We start from the raw sequence: 16,330 nt of genomic DNA, 5'->3' as shown, positions 1-16,330 counted from the left end.
CCAATGCGCTGCATTGGGCTCCCTCCTCCGCCTTGCGATGCACGCACCCCAACGCCGCCCCGCCCGCCCTCCGGGCGGACGACGGGAGTTCGAAGACGGACCCAAGCACACCGCCCCTGCCCCGGGGGGACGGGCAGGGGCGGTGGGTCGTGGGGGCGGCACGGGCCGCCGTGGCCGCGGACGGCCGGCTCAGGCCGCCTTGACGGCGGAGATGTCGAAGCTGAGCTTGACCTTCTCGCCGATCAGCACGCCGCCGGTCTCCAGGGCCGCGTTGTAGGTGAGGCCGAACTGGGTGCGGTCCACGACGGTCCGGCCCTCGAAGCCGACCCGCTCGGCACCGTAGGCGTCGGTGGCGCTGCCGGTGTAGTCGAGCTCCAGGACGACCGGGCGGGTGGTGCCCTTGATGGTCAGCTCGCCGGTCATCCGGTAGGAGTCGTCGCCGACCGCCTCGGCGGAGGTGCTGCGGAAGCGGATCTCCGGGTGGGTCTCGACCGCGAAGAAGTCGCCGGTGCGCAGGTGCTCGTCGCGCTGGGCCTGGTTGGTGTCGACGCTGGCGACCTTGATCACGAGCTCGGCGGAGGAGTTGTGCGGCTCGGCGCCGTCCAGGTGCAGCTTGCCCTCGTAGTCGGTGAAGCGGCCCTTGACGTTGGTGACCATCGCGTGGCGGACCGCGAAGCCGATCTCGCTGTGGGTGGTGTCGATCGCCCAGTCGCCGGTCAGGTGCGACAGGTCCGGGCCGGCCGGGGTCCGGACGGCGGTGGGGGTGGCGGTCTTGGTGCGGTTGAACAGGCCCATGGCTCCTCCTCGGGTTCGAAGCCATTTGTTTAGGCTTCAACTTCTTGGCTCCACCGTACGACTCTTTCGTTCAAGTTTCAACCACAACGGTCGAAGCACTCCGCCGAACCACCCGAACGGCCCAGCCGCCCGGCCCCACGGGCGCCGCCGGGCGGACCGACGGGCACTGTCCGACCCTCCGACTAGGCTGCGAAGGACGGTTCCCACCCGCCCCGAGAGGCCCCGCATGTTCGTCCTGCACGCACTCTGGCGGGCGGACGGACGGCTGGCCCTCTGGGCCGAGGACGCCCGCGCCCACCCCGGCGCCACCGATCACCTCCCCGACCGGCCCGCCCCGCGCGCCCACCCGTACGCCTGCCCGGCCGACCGCCTGGCCGCCGTGCTCGGCGGCATCGGGCCCGGCCTCGGCTGGCTCGCCGGGCAGGCCCCCGAGCGCTGGGCCACCCTGTTGCTGCCCACCGTCGGCCCCCTGCCCGCGCCCTCGCCCGACCTGCCGGTCACCCCGCCTCGCGGCGGCGCCGTGCTCACCCCCTGGCGGGTGCCCGCCCTGCTGTTCGAGGCCGGCGCCGCCGCCCAGCTGCTCGGCGAGGTCCACGACCCGCACTGGGCCGTCACCGACACCGACCTGCCCGGCACCGGCCGGGTCGAAGTGGTCTACGGGCCCTCGCTGCGCTGGCTCACCGGGGTGCACGACCTCGCCTGGCGGGCGGTCGGCCGGGGCCGGGTGCTGCCCCTGCCCGTCCTCGCCGACGGCCGGCCCCGGGCCCGCTGGCGGCCCGACCCCACCCCGGCCGGGCGCCGCGAGGCCGCCGCCCTGGCGGCCGGCTGCCCGCCCGTCCTGCTGGGCGAGTGGCCGACCGGCGCCGGCACCGGCGAGGCCCTGCTGGACGCCGCCCTGGGCGCCCTGGTCGACGCCGAGGCCCGGGCCGCCCTGGCCGACACCCCCTTCCCCGCCCCCGGCCCGGCCCCGGCCGACCGCTGGCTGCACGCCCTCGCCACCCCCTCCGGGGAGGTCGACGCCCCGCCCGGGGAGCTCGCCGAACTGCGCCGCCGGATCACCGACTGGTACGCCACCGCCGAGCCCGCCGACCCGGCCCTGCGGCTCTGCTTCCGCCTGGTCGAACCGCTCGGCCCCGCCGACGACGATCCGGACGGCAGCCCCTCCGACGACGCCTGGCGGCTGGAGTTCCTGCTCCAGGCCGTCGACGAGCCCTCCCTGCTGGTCCGCGCCGCCGAACTGCACGAGGGCGGCGCGGCCCACGCCGCCCTCGACCGCAAGCTCCGGCCGGCCGCCCCCGGGGGCGACCGGGCCGGCCCCGCCGACGTGCTGGCCGCCGAACTGGCCCGCGCCGCCCACCGCTGGCCCGCCCTGGACGGGCTGCGCCACCGCTCCCGCCCGTCCGCCCTGCCGCTCGACCGCGCCGGCGCGCTCGACTTCCTGCGCACCGCCGCGCCCGCCCTGGCCGGGGCCGGATTCGGCGTGCTGCTGCCCTCCTGGTGGCGCCGCCGCCCCCGGCTCGGCCTCACCCTGCGCGCCACCACCCCGCCCGCCCCCGGCACCCTCGCCGTCACCAGCCAGGTCGACCGGGACGCCGTGGTCGCCTTCCGATGGCAGGCCGCCCTCGGCCCGGACGGCACCCCGCTCACCGAGCAGGAGCTCGCCGAACTCGCCGCCGCCAAACAGGGGCTGGTCCGGGTCCGGGGCACCTGGCTGGAGGCCGACCCGGCCCAGATCGCCGCCGCACTGGCCTTCCTCACCGAGCAGCGCGACGGCCTGCTCGCCGCCGCCGACCTGCTGCGGCTCGCCCTCGACCCGGAGGCGACGGTCGCCGGGCTGCCGGTCACCGGCGTCCGGGCGGACGGCCCGCTCGGCGACCTGCTCGCCGGAACCGTCACCGCCACCCCCGAAGTCCCCGCCCTGCCACCGGACTTCCACGCCGAACTCCGCCCCTACCAGCAGCGCGGACTCGCCTGGCTCAGGACCATGTCCGAGCTCGGCCTCGGCGCCGTCCTGGCCGACGACATGGGCCTCGGCAAGACCGTCCAGACCCTCGCCCTGCTGGCTGCCGAACGGTCCGGGGCGGACGCCCCCACCCTCCTGGTCTGCCCGATGTCCCTGGTCGGCAACTGGCAGCGCGAGGCCGAGCGCTTCGCCCCCGGCCTGCGCCGCTACGTCCACCACGGCGCCGACCGCCTCGGCGGTGACCGACTCGCCGACGCCGTCGGGGGAGCGGACCTGGTCATCACCACCTACGGGCTGGTCCAGCGCGACCTCGCCGCGCTCCGCGCGATCCGCTGGCGCCGGGTGGTCGCCGACGAGGCGCAGCACATCAAGAACACCGGAACCGCCCAGTCCCGGGCGATCCGCGCGCTGCCCGTGGCCCGGCACCGGATCGCCCTGACCGGCACGCCGGTGGAGAACCGGCTCGCCGAACTGCACGCCGTGCTGGACTTCGCCAACCCCGGCCTGCTCGGCCCGGCCGAGCGCTTCAAGGAGCGCTACGCGATCCCGGTCGAACTGCACCGCAGCCCCGAACGCACCGCCGAACTCCGGCGCCGCACGGCCCCGTTCGTGCTGCGCCGACTCAAGACGGACCCGGCGGTGGCGGCCGAGCTGCCCGCCAAGCAGGAGATGACCGTCTGGTGCAACCTCACCGCCGAACAGGCCGGCCTCTACCAGGCGGTGGTCGCCGACCTGCTCCAGCGGGTGGAGGGGATCCGGGGCGTGGAGCGGCGCGGCACGGTGCTGGCCGCGATCGGCAAGCTCAAGCAGGTCTGCAACCACCCGGCCCAACTGCTGCACGACGGTTCGCCGTTGGGCGAGCGCTCGGGCAAGGTCGCCCGGCTCGCCGAACTGCTGGAGGAGGCGCTGGCCGAGGGGGACCGCACCCTGGTCTTCACCCAGTACGCCGAGTTCGGCACCATGCTCCGCCCGTACCTGGAACGCCGCCTCGGCGAGGAGGTCCTCCACCTGTACGGCGGCGTCCCCCGCGCCCGCCGGGAGGAGCTGGTGGAGCGCTTCCAGGCCCCGGACGGCCCCCGGGTGTTCCTGCTCTCGCTGCGGGCCGGCGGCACCGGCCTCAACCTCACCGCCGCCAACCAGGTGATCCACCTGGACCGTTGGTGGAACCCGGCGGTCGAGGAGCAGGCCACCGACCGGGCCTTCCGGATCGGCCAGCGCCGCGACGTCCAGGTCCGCCGCCTGGTCTGCGTCGGCACCGTCGAGGAGCGGATCGACGAAATCCTCACCGCCAAACGCGCGTTGGCCGACACCGTGGTGGGCGCGGGGGAGCACTGGCTCACCGACCTCCCCGCCGAGGCCCTGCGCGAACTGGTCACCCTCACCCGCGAGGACGCCGTCGCCGAGGAGGACGCATGACCGACCAGGCACCGCCCCCGAAGGCCCCGATGGTCAACGTCGCCGCCTACTGGCGCGGCGACTTCACCCTGTCGCCGACCCCGGACGAGGAGCCGGTCGAGCCCTCGCTGCACCGCCTCGGCCGCTCCGGCATCACCGTCCACGGCCGCGACCTGGCGACCCTGCTCGCCCCCGTCTACGAGGCCTTCCGCTCCTGAGGTAGCGTCCCGAACGTGACCGACACCCCCGACACCCGGCTCGCCGCCTTCGAACAGCACCGGCGGACGGTCTTCGGCATCGCCTACCGGATGCTCGGCAGCGTCGCCGACGCCGAGGACCTGGTCCAGGACACCTGGCTGCGCTGGAGCGGGGTCACCGGCCCGGTCGCCAGCCCCGCCGGCTACCTCGCCCGTACGGTCACCAACCTCGCCCTCAACCGGCTGGACTCGGCCGCCGTCCGCCGCGAGTCCTACGTCGGCCCCTGGCTGCCCGAACCGCTGGTCTCCGAGCCCGACGCCACCGACGGCGTCGAGCGCGCCGAGAGCGTCTCGCTCGCCCTGCTGGTCGTACTGGAGAGCCTCTCCCCGCTGGAACGGGCGGTGTTCGTCCTCAAGGAGGCCTTCGGCTTCTCCTACCCGGAGATCGCCGAGGCCCTGGGCCGCACCGAGGCGGCCTGCCGCCAGGTCGGCAGCCGGGCCAGGGCGCACGTACGCGCCCGCCGCCCCCGCTACGACGCCCCGCCGGAGCTGCGCCGCCGGGCCACCGACGAGTTCCTCTCGGCCTGCGTCGGCGGCGACCTCAACCGGGTGCTCGAACTGCTCGCCCCCGACGTCACCGCCTGGAGCGACGGCGGCGGAGTGATCCGCGCGGCCCTGCGCCCGGTCACCGGCGCCGACAACGTCGCCCGCTTCCTCCTCGGCGTGCTCCGCCAACTCGGCGAGGCCGCGGGCGTCCGCCCCGTCCTGGTCAACGGCCAGCCCGGCCTGCTGATCACCGTCGACGGCGCCGTCGACTCCGTCTCCGTCCTCGATTTCACCGAGGGCCCGGACGGCGAGCCCCTGGTCAGCTCGATCCACGCCGTCCGCAACCCGGACAAGCTCACCCACCTCGCTTGACCCTCGACCAGGTCGAGCCCCGAGAGTGACCGGCATGGAGAGCGAGCTGCACAGCATCGGCGAACTGGCCCGCGCCAGCGGCCTGGGCGTCGGCACCCTGCGCTACTACGACGGCGCCGAGGTGCTCACCCCCGCCTGGGTCGACCCGCAGACCGGCTACCGCTGGTACCGGCCCGGCCAACTCGCCGACGCCCGCCTGCTGGTCCGGCTCCGCCGGGTCGGCCTCCCGCTGGCCGACATCCGCGCCGTACTGGCCGGCCACGACGCCGAACGCGTCCTCGACGCCCACCTGCGCCGCCTGGAGGACGGCCTCGCCGACGCCCGCCGCGAACTCTCCCTGATCCGCACCACGATCGAGCAGAGGGAGCACCCGATGACCAGCACCCTGCACCTCACCGTCCGCGCCGACCGCCTGGCCGCCGCCCTGGACGCCGTCCGCTTCGCCGTCTGCGAGGACCCGGACCACCCCGCCCTGACCGGCGTGCTGTTCGAACCGGACGGCCCGGTCCTGCGCCTGGTCGCCACCGACCGCTACCGGATGGCCTTCGCCGAACTGCCCGCGCTCGGCGCCCCGCAGCAGCCCGCCCCCGGCACCACCGTCCCCACCGCCCTGGTGGACGCCCTGCGCGCACTGCTGCCCGCGGCCCCCGCCGAGGTCCTGCTCACCCTGGGCGCCGACACCTTCCGCGCCGAGACCCCCGACCACCGCATCGAGGGCGCCGTCCCGGCCACCGACTACCCCGACCACCGAGTCCTCACCCGGCTCGACCCCCAGCACCGCCTCACCCTCCCCGCCGCCGCCCTGCGCACCGCCGTCGAGACCGGCGCCACCCGCACCCTCCCCTCCGGCCCCCAGGGCGCCGACTGCCAGGTCACCGTGCTCACCCTCACCGAGGACGGCCACCTCACCGTCACCGCCGACCCCACCCCCGACGACCCCCACATCGCCCTCAACCGCGACTTCCTCCTCGACGCCCTCCGCGCCGCCCACCCCGAACAACTCCTCCTCGAACTCGGCGGCCCGATCGCCCCGCTCGCCATCCGCACCCCCGGCCGGACCGGCACCTTCTCCGTCCTGATGCCGGTCCGCCTCCCCTGACGCCCCCACCCCCCCCTACCCCCCTCACCACCCCTCTCCTCCCCCACCTCGCCTGACCCGCACCCACCCACCAACACCCACCCCCACCCACCTCCTCACCCGCCCAAGGCGAGAGGGACGCGCTGCGGGAGGGGGCGGTGGAGGGGGTGGGTGCGGAGAGGGGCGTTGCGGGTGATTTTCAGACCGCCCACGGCGCCCAGCACCCCACCCCACAGGGTCGGCGGTCGGAAAATCACCCAGCCCCCGGAGCGCCCACCCCCGGAACCGCCCCCGGACCAACCCACCCTCCCGAGAGCCCACCCCCGAACCAAAGCCCCGCGCAGCGGCCCCCACCCGCTAGCCTCCAGTTAGCATCCTGCTTGCAATTGCAAGCACGATCCCGCACCCTGTCCCCATGGCCTCACTCAACGTCGCCTCCCTGGGCGAGTACATCCGCGAGCAGCGCCGCAACGCGCAGTTCTCGCTGCGCCAGCTGGCGGAGGCCGCCGGCGTGTCCAACCCGTACCTCAGCCAGATCGAGCGAGGGTTGCGCAGGCCGAGCGCGGAGATCCTGCAGCAGATCGCGAAGGCGCTGCGGATCTCGGCGGAAACGCTGTACGTCCAGGCCGGGATCCTGGAGGAGCGGCGGGGCGAGGGCCTGGAACTGCGGGCCTCGATCCTGGCCGATCCGCTGATCAACGAGCAGCAGAAGCAGGCGCTGCTCGCGGTCTACGACGCCTTCCTCAAGGAGAACGCCGCCTCGGCCTCCACCCCGACGACCGACGGCGCGGCCACCCAGAACACCCACCGGGAGGACCGGTAAGCATGCCGATCACCGACGAGATCAAGAAGACCCTCACCGACCCGACCCCGCTGTACGCCTTGGCCGGCGCCGGGGACCTCGCGTACGAGAAGCTGCGCGAGGTGCCGGGCCGGGTCGAGGCCCTGGCGGCGGACCGCCAGGGTGCCCAGGAGAAGGCGACCGCCAGGCTCCACGAGGCGCAGGAGCTGCTGGCCGGCGCCCCGGCCAAGGTCACCGGGGCCGTCACGGCCTTCCCGACCGACCTCAAGGTCCTCCAGGAGCGGGCCCAGGGTTTCGCCCTGCAGCAGGTGGCCCGCGCGCTGGAGCTGGCGGTCCGGGCCAAGGAGACCTACGACGAACTGGCCGAGCGCGGCAAGGTCGTCGTGGACAAGGCCCGCCCCCACACCGACGCCGACCCCACCCAGGTCCCCGTCGACCCGGCCGTCGACCCCGCCTTCGAGACCGCCCCCGTCGAGGCCGAGCTGCTGGACGCCCCCGCCGCCCCGGCGGACCCGGCCGCGGACCCCGCCGCCCCCGCCCCGAAGAAGCCCGCCAGGCCCCGGAAGAACACCCCCTCCGCCACGGAGTGACCGCCGCCCGCCACCCCGGGGCACATCCACCGGCGGCGGGACGTTCACACCCTGCGGGCGGCCGCCGTGCCAGGATGGGCGGCGGCCGGGGCGCAGCAAGCCGAGAGACGTAGGAGACCGCGATGACCGGAGTGTTCCAGATCCTGGCCTTTTCCTACCTGAACCCGTTCTGGTGGATGGCCGTCGCGATCCTGGGCTACAAGTTCTTCGCGCTGATCGACGCGGCCACCCGCCGCGAGGACGCCTACCGGGCGGCCGACAAGAAGACCAAGGGCTTCTGGCTGGCGATCCTCGGGATCAGCTTCGGGTGGGACCTGCTGTTCGGGGCGAACTTCCTCGGCAGCATCGGCACCCTGGCCGGCCTGGTCGCCTCGATCGTCTACGTGGTGGACGTCCGCCCCGCGATCCGGGCGCTGACCGGCGGCACCGGCCGGAGCAACACCGGCCCGTACGGCCCCTGGTAGGCCGACCCCACGGACAACGCCGCGGCCCGGGAGGGCAGTTCACCCTCCCGGGCCGCAGCGTGTCCGCGCCGTTGTCCCCGACGTGTCCGCGACGTGTCCGCGACGCCTCCGCGACGCCTCCGCGGCGCCTCCGCAGCCACCTCAGCCGAGGATCAGCTGCACCGGGTTGCGCTCCAGCAGCAGCACCGCGACGTCGTCCGTCAGCGCCCCGCCGTTCAGCTCCTCGACCTCGGCGATCGCGCTGTCGACGAGCCGGCCCCGGGTGAGCCCGGCGGACTGGTGGTCGGCGATCAGGTCGGCCAGTCCGTCCTGGCCGAGGCGCCGCGACCCGGCCCCGACCCGGCCTTCGATCAGCCCGTCGGTGTAGAGCAACAGCCGCCAGCCGGGCTGGAGTTCGACCTCGTGGGCGGGCCAGGCGGCCCCTCCGTCATGGCACGGCAGCAGGCCGAGGGCGGGCCCGGCGTGGTCCGCGGGCAGGGTGGCCGGGGCGTGGTCGCGGCCGAGCAGCAGCGGCGCCGGGTGCCCGGCGAGGTAGAGCCGGGCGCGTTCGCCGGTGCCGAGCGAGTCGAGGTCGGTGGTGCCGCCGGGCTCGATGACGAGCATGCAGAGCGTCGCGAAGATCTCGTCGCTGCGCCGTTCGTGCTCCAGCACGTGCTGGAGGGTGGTGAGCAGGGTCTCGCCGGTGAGGCCGGCGAAGACCAGGGTGCGCCACGCTATCCGGAGTGCGACGCCGAGCGCGGCTTCGTCGGGGCCGTGGCCGCAGACGTCGCCGATCACGACGTGGACGGTGCCGTCGTCGGTGCGCACGGCGTCGTAGAAGTCGCCGCCGAGCAGGGCGCGGCGGCGGCCGGGGCGGTAGCGCCGGGTGAAGGAGAGCCCGGCGCCGTCGAGCAGCGGGGTGGGCAGCAGGTGGCGCTGCAGCCGGGCGTTCTCCTGGCCGCGCAACTCGGCTTCGACCAGGCGGCGCTGGGACTCGTCGGCCCGCTTGCGTTCGACCGCGTAGCGCAGTGCGCGGGCCAGCAGCGGGCCGTCGGTCTCGTGCTTGAGCAGGAAGTCCTGGGCGCCCGCGGCGACGGCGGCGGCGCCGAGTTCGGCCCCGGCGGCGTCGGTGAGCACCACGACGGGGATGTGCGGGGCGCGGCGCAGCAGTTCGTGCAGGCCTTCCAGGCCGTCCGAGGGGTCGGACGGGTGCGGCAGGTCGGCGGGGGAGGCCAGGTCGAGCAGCACGCAGCCGAACTCGCCGCCGCGGGAGCGTCCGCGCCGGCCGGCGGGGGAGGACTGGGCGAGCAGCTGGGTGGCCTGTTCGAGGCCGCGGGCCCAGTGGATCTCGATCGAGGTGCCGCTGTCGGCGACCGCCGCCTTGATCAGCTGGGCGTCCGAGGCGTCGTCCTCGATGACCAGCAGCCGCAGGGGCGCGACGGTGCCGTCGACGGGTCCGTCTCCGGGCGCGGGGGCGTGACCGCCTCCGGTGGGGCGGGAGGGGCGGCGGGTGCCGTGCGCGGTCCGGGCCGGCTGCGAGCGGGGGTGGGGTATCGGGGGAGCGGCGGTGGCCGGGCCGGTGGTGGCCGGGCGGGTACGGGCATGGCCGACGGGGGCGCCGTCGTGGGCGCCCGGCAGGTCCGCGGCACCAGGTGCCCGCCCGTCTCCCGTTGCGGGCATCGGTGGTTCCTCCCTTTCCCCGCCTGCGTAACGGCCGGCGTCCGTCCGCAGTGCCCGCCTGGCACCGCGCGTCGGGGAACTTCTCGCGACCATAACGTGATCTCCGGGGATTTCTCTGGCCGACCGGCGCCGTTGTGGCTATTGCCACGCCGGTGGCGGTGTGGTGATCGGATTCGGACGACGGCTCGGATCCCGGCCCGGCGGCTGCCGGGCGGGTCCGGGGAAGGGGGTAGGTGGTGGTGACGCGGATCACCCTGGTCGAGGGTGACATCACGGCACAGGAGGTGGACGCGGTGGTGAACGCGGCCAACTCCTCGCTGCTGGGCGGCGGCGGGGTGGACGGCGCGATCCACCGCCGGGGCGGGCCGCAGATCCTGGAGGAGTGCCGCCGGCTGCGGGCCTCGCACTGGGGCAAGGGGCTGCCCACCGGGCGGGCGGTGGCGACCACGGCCGGGCGGCTGCCGGCCCGCTGGGTGGTGCACACCGTCGGGCCGGTGTACCTGGCGGAGGAGTACGAGGAGCGGGCTGGGCTGCTGGCCTCCTGCTATCGCGAGTCGCTGCGCACGGCTGCCGGGTTGGGCGCGCGCACGGTGGCCTTCCCGGCGGTGTCGGCGGGGATCTTCGGCTGGCCGCCGGCGGACGCGGCCCGGATCGCGCTCGGCACCGTCGCCGAGGTGCTGGGCGGCGGTGACGCGCTCGCGGGCGCGGAGCTGGCGGAGGTGCGGTTCGTGCTGTTCGGGGCGGAGATGTACGAGGTGTTCGAACGGGCCCGGCGGGAGCTGCTCGGGCAGGGGGGCTGACGGGCGCGGTGCGCGCCGGGCGGCGTGTGGTGTCGCCGCCCGGCGGTCTCCATCGTGGCGTGACGAGGCGTCAACACGCCAGAGATATTCGATAACTCGTTCGAGTGAATGAGGCGCGTCGCTCACCAGCCCGGCCCCGCCGGGCCCCCAGTGGTCCTGCGGGAACCCCGTCCGGGCCCCGCAGAACCCGGGCCCGGCCCCGTCCTACGGGGCCAGCGCCGCCCAGGGCAGCGTGACCTCGCCCTGCCGCCACCGCCCGCGCGCGTCCACCAGCGGCCAGCTGCCCGCCAGCGCCGTGCAGGCCGCCACCCAGCGCTGCCGCGCCCCGAACGCCCCGTACGGCGCGGCCGCCGCCCAGGCCCGGTCGAAGTCGGTCAGGAAGGCGTGCACCGGCCGCCCCGGCACGTTGTGGTGGATCAGCGCCTTCGGCAGCCGCTCGGCCAGGTCGGAGGGCTGGCCCAGACCGCCCAGCCGGGCCGCGAAGGTCACCGTCCGGGGCCCTTCCGGCCCCAGCGCGACCCAGACGTGCCGCCGCCCGATCTCGTCGCAGGTGCCCTCGACCAGCAGCCCGTCCGGGGCCAGCCGGGCGCACAGCCGCTCCCACACCCCGGCCACCGCCGACTCCTCGTACTGCCGCAGCACGTTGGCCGCCCGGATCAGCTGGGCCGGCCCGCCGCCGTCCAGCGGCACCTCGAAGCCGCCGCGCCGGAAGGTGAGCAGCGGCGGCTCGGCGTACGGCAGCGCGGCCGCGACCCGTTCCGGCTCGATCTCGATCCCGACCACCCGGACGTCCGGCCGCACCGTGCGCAGCCGTCCGGCCAGCTCCACGGCCGTCCACGGCGCCGCGCCGTAGCCGAGGTCCACCGCCACCGGGGGCCGCTCGGCGGCGCGCAGCGCCCGGCCCAGGGTGTGGGCGATCCAGCGGTCCATCCGGCGCAGCCGGTTGGTGTTGGTGGTGCCCCGGGTGACCGTCCCGACCGGCCGTCCGGTCCGGCCGCGGGCGGGCGCGGCGGTCGCGGGGTCGAAGGAGGCAGCCATGCCCAGAAGGGTAGTCGGCGGTCGCGGGGCCGGGCGTCCCCGGCCTGAGCTGGGCGGATGCCGGCCCGGCGGACCGGTCGCCGGGAGCGGGAATGCCGGACGCCCGCCCAGTGGTTGGCACACTGGTGGTGATGTGTGCCCGGACGGGGCAGCGCACACCGGACATGTGGCGGGCCCGTTCACGCGGACCGCCGAGACGGGCCGCACACGAGGAGGCTTCAGCCAGGTGATCCAGCACCCCGTCCGTTCGGTACGCCGTGCCCAGTCCGCGACGCCCGCGCGCGGCCGGCTCCAGTCGCTCGTCCCGGGCCGTCGCCGCCCGCGCCGGATAGCCATGCTCAGCGTGCACACCTCGCCGCTGCACCAGCCCGGCACCGGCGACGCCGGCGGGATGAACGTCTACATCGTCGAGCTGGCCAAGCGCCTGGCCGAGCTCAACATCGAGGTCGAGGTGTTCACCCGGGCGATCTGCTCGGACGACGCGCCGACCGTCGAGCTGGCCCCCGGCGTGCTGGTCCGGCACGTCACCGCCGGCCCGTACGAGGGCCTGGTCAAGGAGGACCTGCCGGCCCAGCTGTGCGCCTTCACCCACGGCGTGCTGCGCACCGAGGCGGGCCACCGCCCCGGCCACTACGACCTGGTGCACTCGCACTACTGGCTCTCCGGGCAGGTCGGCTGGCTGGCCGCCCAGCGCTGGGGGGTACCGCTGGTGCACACCATGCACACCATGGCGAAGGTCAAGAACGCCGCGCTGGCCGAGGGGGACACGCCCGAACCCGCGGCCCGGGTGATCGGCGAGACCCAGGTGGTCGAGGCGGCCGACCGGCTGATCGCCAACACCACCGAGGAGGCCGCCGAGCTGGCGCTGCACTACGCCGCCCGGCCGGACCAGCTGGCCGTCGTCCACCCCGGGGTCAACCTGGACGTCTTCCGCCCCGGCGGCCCGCGCGCCGGCTCCGAGGCCCGGGCGAGGCTGGGCCTGCCGCAGGACGCGGCGGTGCTGCTGTTCGCCGGGCGGATCCAGCCGTTGAAGGCGCCGGACGTGCTGCTGCGGGCGGTCGCCGCCCTGCTGGAGGCCCGTCCGGGGCTGCGTGAGCGCCTGGTGGTGCCGGTGGTCGGCGGGCCGTCCGGCACCGGGCTGGCCCGGCCGGAGAGCTTGCACAAGCTCGCCGCCCAGCTCGGCATCGGCGACGTGGTGCGGTTCCACCCGCCGGTCGGCCAGGAGCGGCTGGCGGACTGGTACCGCGCGGCGACGGCCCTGGTGATGCCCTCGTACAGCGAGTCCTTCGGCCTGGTGGCGCTGGAGGCCCAGGCCTGCGGCACCCCCGTGGTGGCGGCCTCGGTCGGCGGCCTGCCGGTCGCGGTGCGGGACGGCGAGTCCGGCAGCCTGGTGCAGGGCCACGACCCGCTGGCCTGGGCGCGTGCACTGGAGCCGTACGTCACCGACCCGGCGCTGGTCGCCCGGCGCGGGGCGGCGGCCGCCCGGCACGCGGCCGCCTTCGGTTGGGACACCGCCGCGGCCTCCACCGCCGAGGTCTACGCCGGCAGCCTGGCCCGCCCGGCCGGCCGGCTCGCGGTGGCCCGGCGCCGCTGAGCGCCGACGCCCGGGCCGGGCGGCGTCCTGGCCCGGGTCGGCGTCCTGGCCGGGTCGGCGGCTGCGCGCCGGGGGTACCGCCGAGTAACGTCACCCCCATGGCAATCCGCACCAAGGACGAGGCCCTGACCCTCCTGCGCACCGCCCTGGACGACGCCGGGGTGGCCTGGGAGCCGGCCGCCGCCGACCCGTACACCCTGGTGGCGACCCTCCCGGGCACCCGCAAGCTGAACACCGCCTGCGCACTGCGGGTCGGCGACCACACCCTGTCGGTGAACGCCTTCGTGATCCGCCGCCCGGACGAGAACCACCAGGCCGTCTACCGCTGGCTGCTGGAGCGCAACACCCGCCTCTACGGCGTCGCGTACGCGGTGGACGCGCTCGGCGACGTCTACCTGGCCGGCCGGCTGCCGCTGGAGGCGCTCACCCCGGACACCGTCGACCGGCTGCTCGGGACGGTGCTGGAGAACGCGGACGAGCCCTTCAACACCCTGCTGGAGCTGGGCTTCGCCTCGGCGATCCGGCGCGAGTGGGAGTGGCGCACCAAGCGCGGGGAGTCCACCCGCAACCTGGCCGCCTTCGCCCACCTGGCCGCCCCGGCAGCCGACGCCACGGCTGCCGACGCCCCGGCCACCGACTGACCGGGGCGGGCGGCACTCAGGCGTCGGCCGGGGCCTTCGCCGGCTCCGCGACGGGTGCCGCCACGGCTGTCACCTCCGACACGGCCCCGGTGCGCCGGCGCCCCGTCGCACCGGTCCGGCGTGCCAGCACCACGTACCCGAGCGCCGCCGCCGTCCCGATCGCCCCGCAGACCGTCCACAGCACCACGGGACCGGCGTACTGCAGCAGCAGCCCGCCGCCCGCCGGGCCGAGGAGCGAGGCGAGCGACCAGGACAGCCCGTAGACGCCCTGGTAGCGGCCGCGTCCGTGGGTCGGCGCCAACTCGGCGACCAGGCCCATCATCACCGGGGTGTGCAGGATCTCGCCGACCGTCCAGACCACCACCGAGAGCGCGAACAGCCAGGCCGAGGAGCCGGCCAGCGCGGCCAGCCCGAAGCCCCAGCCGGTGAGCAGGCAGCTGGCGATCAGCATCCCGGTCCGTGAACGGCCCTCCATCCACCGGGTCAGCGGGATCTGCAGCACCACGATCAGCAGCCCGTTCAGGCCGACGACCAGCCCGTACTGGGTGGACGAGATGCCGGAGGCGCCCATGTCCACGGCCAGCGTCGTGCTGCCCTGCTGGAAGACCAGGGCGACCAGCAGGGTCAGCCCGACCAGCGCCATGAAGGGGGCGTCCCGGAGCACGGTGAGCAGGCTGATCCCCGGCTCGGCCGGGTCCCCGGCCTTGCCGGGTACGGCCTGCGGCCTGGTCTCCGGGATCCGGATGAAGATCACCACGGCGCAGACCAGCGTGCTCAGGGCGTCCAGCAGGAAGAGCGTGAGGTAGCCGTGGGTGGCGATCAGCCCGGCCGCGGCGGCGGACAGGCCGAAGCCGATGTTGATCGCCCAGTAGTTCAGCGAGTACGCCCGGACCCGGTCCTCCGCGGGGACGAGGTCGGCGATGATCGCCGAGGTGGGCGGCCGGGTGGCGTTGTTGCACAGGCCGACCACGAAGGCCACCGAGGCGATCGCCACCTGGCCGTCCATGAAACCGAGCACGGCGGTGGAGGCGGCGGTGCCGAGCTGGGCGGCGACCAGCGTGGGGCGGCGCCCGATCCGGTCGGTGAGCACGCCCGCGCCGATCGCCGAGACCGCCGAACCGGCGCCGAACAAGGAGGCCACCAGGCCCGCGTAGGAGGCCGAGTACCCCCGTTCGACGGTCAGGTAGAGGGCCAGGAACGTCACCACGAACGAACCGAGCCGGTTCACCAGCGTGCTCACCCAGAGCCACCAGAACTGCCTCGGCAGCCCGCCCACCGTCTCGCGCACCAGTCTTCGGATCCGGGGATTGGCGGCCAGGGCGACGAGCATGTGGGGGCTCCCGAGGGCAGGCGTCCGCCGGGCGGCGCGGGCGGGCCCGACCGCCCGACGCATGTAAGTGGCAGATAAGCGCTGCACACATTACTCATCCCCCGAGGTGCCCACCAGGGGTTTTCCCGCCCTCCACTAAGCTGGGCGCCATGGCTGACACGACCTACCGACTCATCCTGCTCCGTCACGGCGAGAGCCAGTGGAACCAGAAGAACCTCTTCACCGGTTGGGTCGACGTCGACCTCAACGAGAAGGGCGAGAAGGAGGCCGCCCGCGGTGGCGAGCTCCTGGCCGCCGAGGGCCTGTTCCCCGACGTGGTGCACACCTCGCTGCTGCGCCGCGCCATCCGGACCTCGCAGATCGCCCTGGACAAGGCCGACCGCCACTGGATCCCGGTCAACCGCAGCTGGCGCCTGAACGAGCGCCACTACGGCGCGCTCCAGGGCAAGGACAAGGCCCAGACCCTGGCCGAGTTCGGCGAGGAGCAGTTCCAGCTGTGGCGCCGCTCCTACGACACCCCGCCGCCGGTGCTCGCCGACGGCGCCGAGTACTCGCAGGCCGGCGACGCCCGTTACGCCGACATCCCGAGCGAGCTGCGCCCGCGCACCGAGTGCCTCAAGGACGTCGTCGACCGGATGCTCCCGTACTGGTACGACGCCATCGTCCCGGACCTGGCCGCCGGCAAGACCGTCCTGGTCACCGCCCACGGCAACAGCCTGCGCGCGCTGGTCAAGCACCTCGACGGCATCTCCGACGCCGACATCGCCGGCCTCAACATCCCGACCGGCATCCCCCTGGTCCACGAGCTGGACGCCGACTTCAAGCCGCTCGCCAAGGGCGGCCGCTACCTCGACGCCGACGCCGCCGCGGCGGCCATCGAGGCGGTCAAGAACCAGGGCAAGAAGTAACCCGCTTGCCGACGAGGCCCCGCTCCCGGTTTGCCGGGGGCGGGGCCTGTTTCGTTCAACCGGCCGGTGTGGGGCTGGAGTTGGGGTGGGCTCGAAAATGGTTCAGACCATTGACGGGCGGTGGCGCCGACTCCTACCGTGGGGGCACCGGGCTGGCG

Annotated in this window: 15 protein-coding genes; 11 read left to right on the top strand and 4 right to left on the bottom strand. The window is 75.1% G+C overall.

What is annotated here, in order from left to right:
- Positions 1-189: 189 nt before the first annotated feature.
- Positions 190-795: a YceI family protein gene (locus ACFXOZ_RS33220; RefSeq protein ID WP_380527348.1), complete on the bottom strand. Its 606-nt coding sequence runs from the start codon at positions 793-795 to the stop codon at positions 190-192.
- A 226-nt stretch (positions 796-1,021) separates the two neighbouring features.
- On the opposite strand from ACFXOZ_RS33220, the gene ACFXOZ_RS33215 reads away from it, so the two are divergent.
- The 7 genes from ACFXOZ_RS33215 (at position 1,022) to ACFXOZ_RS33185 (ending at position 8,202) form a co-directional block, all read left to right on the top strand.
- A complete protein-coding gene (locus tag ACFXOZ_RS33215; protein WP_380593657.1) occupies positions 1,022-4,174 on the top strand; it encodes an SNF2-related protein in 3,153 nt (1,050 codons plus the stop codon).
- Entirely contained in the window at positions 4,171-4,371 is a 201-nt protein-coding gene (locus ACFXOZ_RS33210; RefSeq protein ID WP_380527353.1) for a hypothetical protein, read from the top strand. The genes ACFXOZ_RS33215 and ACFXOZ_RS33210 overlap by 4 nt, the downstream gene beginning before the upstream one ends.
- A 15-nt stretch (positions 4,372-4,386) precedes the next feature.
- A complete protein-coding gene (locus ACFXOZ_RS33205) occupies positions 4,387-5,268 on the top strand; it encodes an RNA polymerase sigma-70 factor (protein ID WP_375897252.1) in 882 nt (293 codons plus the stop codon).
- A 34-nt stretch (positions 5,269-5,302) separates the two neighbouring features.
- Positions 5,303-6,367, top strand: a complete 1,065-nt coding sequence (locus tag ACFXOZ_RS33200; protein WP_380593656.1) for a MerR family transcriptional regulator — start codon at positions 5,303-5,305, stop codon at positions 6,365-6,367.
- Positions 6,368-6,761: 394 nt separating this feature from the next.
- Positions 6,762-7,169: a helix-turn-helix domain-containing protein gene (locus ACFXOZ_RS33195; RefSeq protein ID WP_375881467.1), complete on the top strand. Its 408-nt coding sequence runs from the start codon at positions 6,762-6,764 to the stop codon at positions 7,167-7,169.
- 2 nt (positions 7,170-7,171) lie between these two features.
- Positions 7,172-7,738, top strand: a complete 567-nt coding sequence (locus ACFXOZ_RS33190; protein WP_380593655.1) for a hypothetical protein — start codon at positions 7,172-7,174, stop codon at positions 7,736-7,738.
- Positions 7,739-7,860: 122 nt separating this feature from the next.
- On the top strand, positions 7,861-8,202 hold the full coding sequence (locus ACFXOZ_RS33185; RefSeq protein ID WP_375881473.1) for a DUF2516 family protein: 342 nt from the start codon (positions 7,861-7,863) through the stop codon (positions 8,200-8,202).
- A gap of 141 nt (positions 8,203-8,343) precedes the next feature.
- Here the strand turns inward: ACFXOZ_RS33185 and ACFXOZ_RS33180 are convergent, their stop codons facing one another.
- A complete protein-coding gene (locus tag ACFXOZ_RS33180) occupies positions 8,344-9,861 on the bottom strand; it encodes a SpoIIE family protein phosphatase (RefSeq protein WP_380526201.1) in 1,518 nt (505 codons plus the stop codon).
- A gap of 239 nt (positions 9,862-10,100) precedes the next feature.
- Here ACFXOZ_RS33180 and ACFXOZ_RS33175 point away from each other — a divergent pair, with 239 nt between their 5' ends.
- Entirely contained in the window at positions 10,101-10,661 is a 561-nt protein-coding gene (locus tag ACFXOZ_RS33175) for an O-acetyl-ADP-ribose deacetylase (RefSeq protein WP_380593658.1), read from the top strand.
- 204 nt (positions 10,662-10,865) lie between these two features.
- On the opposite strand, the gene ACFXOZ_RS33170 is transcribed toward ACFXOZ_RS33175, so the two are convergent.
- Positions 10,866-11,699, bottom strand: coding sequence for a class I SAM-dependent methyltransferase (locus tag ACFXOZ_RS33170; RefSeq protein WP_380526203.1), 834 nt, complete (start codon positions 11,697-11,699; stop codon positions 10,866-10,868).
- A 226-nt stretch (positions 11,700-11,925) separates the two neighbouring features.
- Between ACFXOZ_RS33170 and mshA the strand changes: the two genes are divergently transcribed.
- Positions 11,926-13,293: a D-inositol-3-phosphate glycosyltransferase gene (gene mshA / locus ACFXOZ_RS33165; RefSeq protein ID WP_375881483.1), complete on the top strand. Its 1,368-nt coding sequence runs from the start codon at positions 11,926-11,928 to the stop codon at positions 13,291-13,293.
- A 98-nt stretch (positions 13,294-13,391) separates the two neighbouring features.
- Positions 13,392-13,934: a YbjN domain-containing protein gene (locus tag ACFXOZ_RS33160; RefSeq protein ID WP_380593654.1), complete on the top strand. Its 543-nt coding sequence runs from the start codon at positions 13,392-13,394 to the stop codon at positions 13,932-13,934.
- Positions 13,935-13,950: 16 nt separating this feature from the next.
- On the opposite strand, the gene ACFXOZ_RS33155 is transcribed toward ACFXOZ_RS33160, so the two are convergent.
- On the bottom strand, positions 13,951-15,264 hold the full coding sequence (locus ACFXOZ_RS33155) for an MDR family MFS transporter (protein WP_380526207.1): 1,314 nt from the start codon (positions 15,262-15,264) through the stop codon (positions 13,951-13,953).
- A 149-nt stretch (positions 15,265-15,413) separates the two neighbouring features.
- Between ACFXOZ_RS33155 and ACFXOZ_RS33150 the strand changes: the two genes are divergently transcribed.
- Positions 15,414-16,172: a phosphoglyceromutase gene (locus ACFXOZ_RS33150; protein ID WP_380593653.1), complete on the top strand. Its 759-nt coding sequence runs from the start codon at positions 15,414-15,416 to the stop codon at positions 16,170-16,172.
- Positions 16,173-16,330: the final 158 nt, after the last annotated feature.

It is taken from the genome of Kitasatospora sp. NPDC059160, from assembly GCF_042755465.1.
Lineage (GTDB): Bacteria > Actinomycetota > Actinomycetes > Streptomycetales > Streptomycetaceae > Kitasatospora.
The sequence above is the reverse complement of the archived record's forward strand: the minus strand, read 5'-3'. Positions and strand labels throughout refer to the sequence as shown.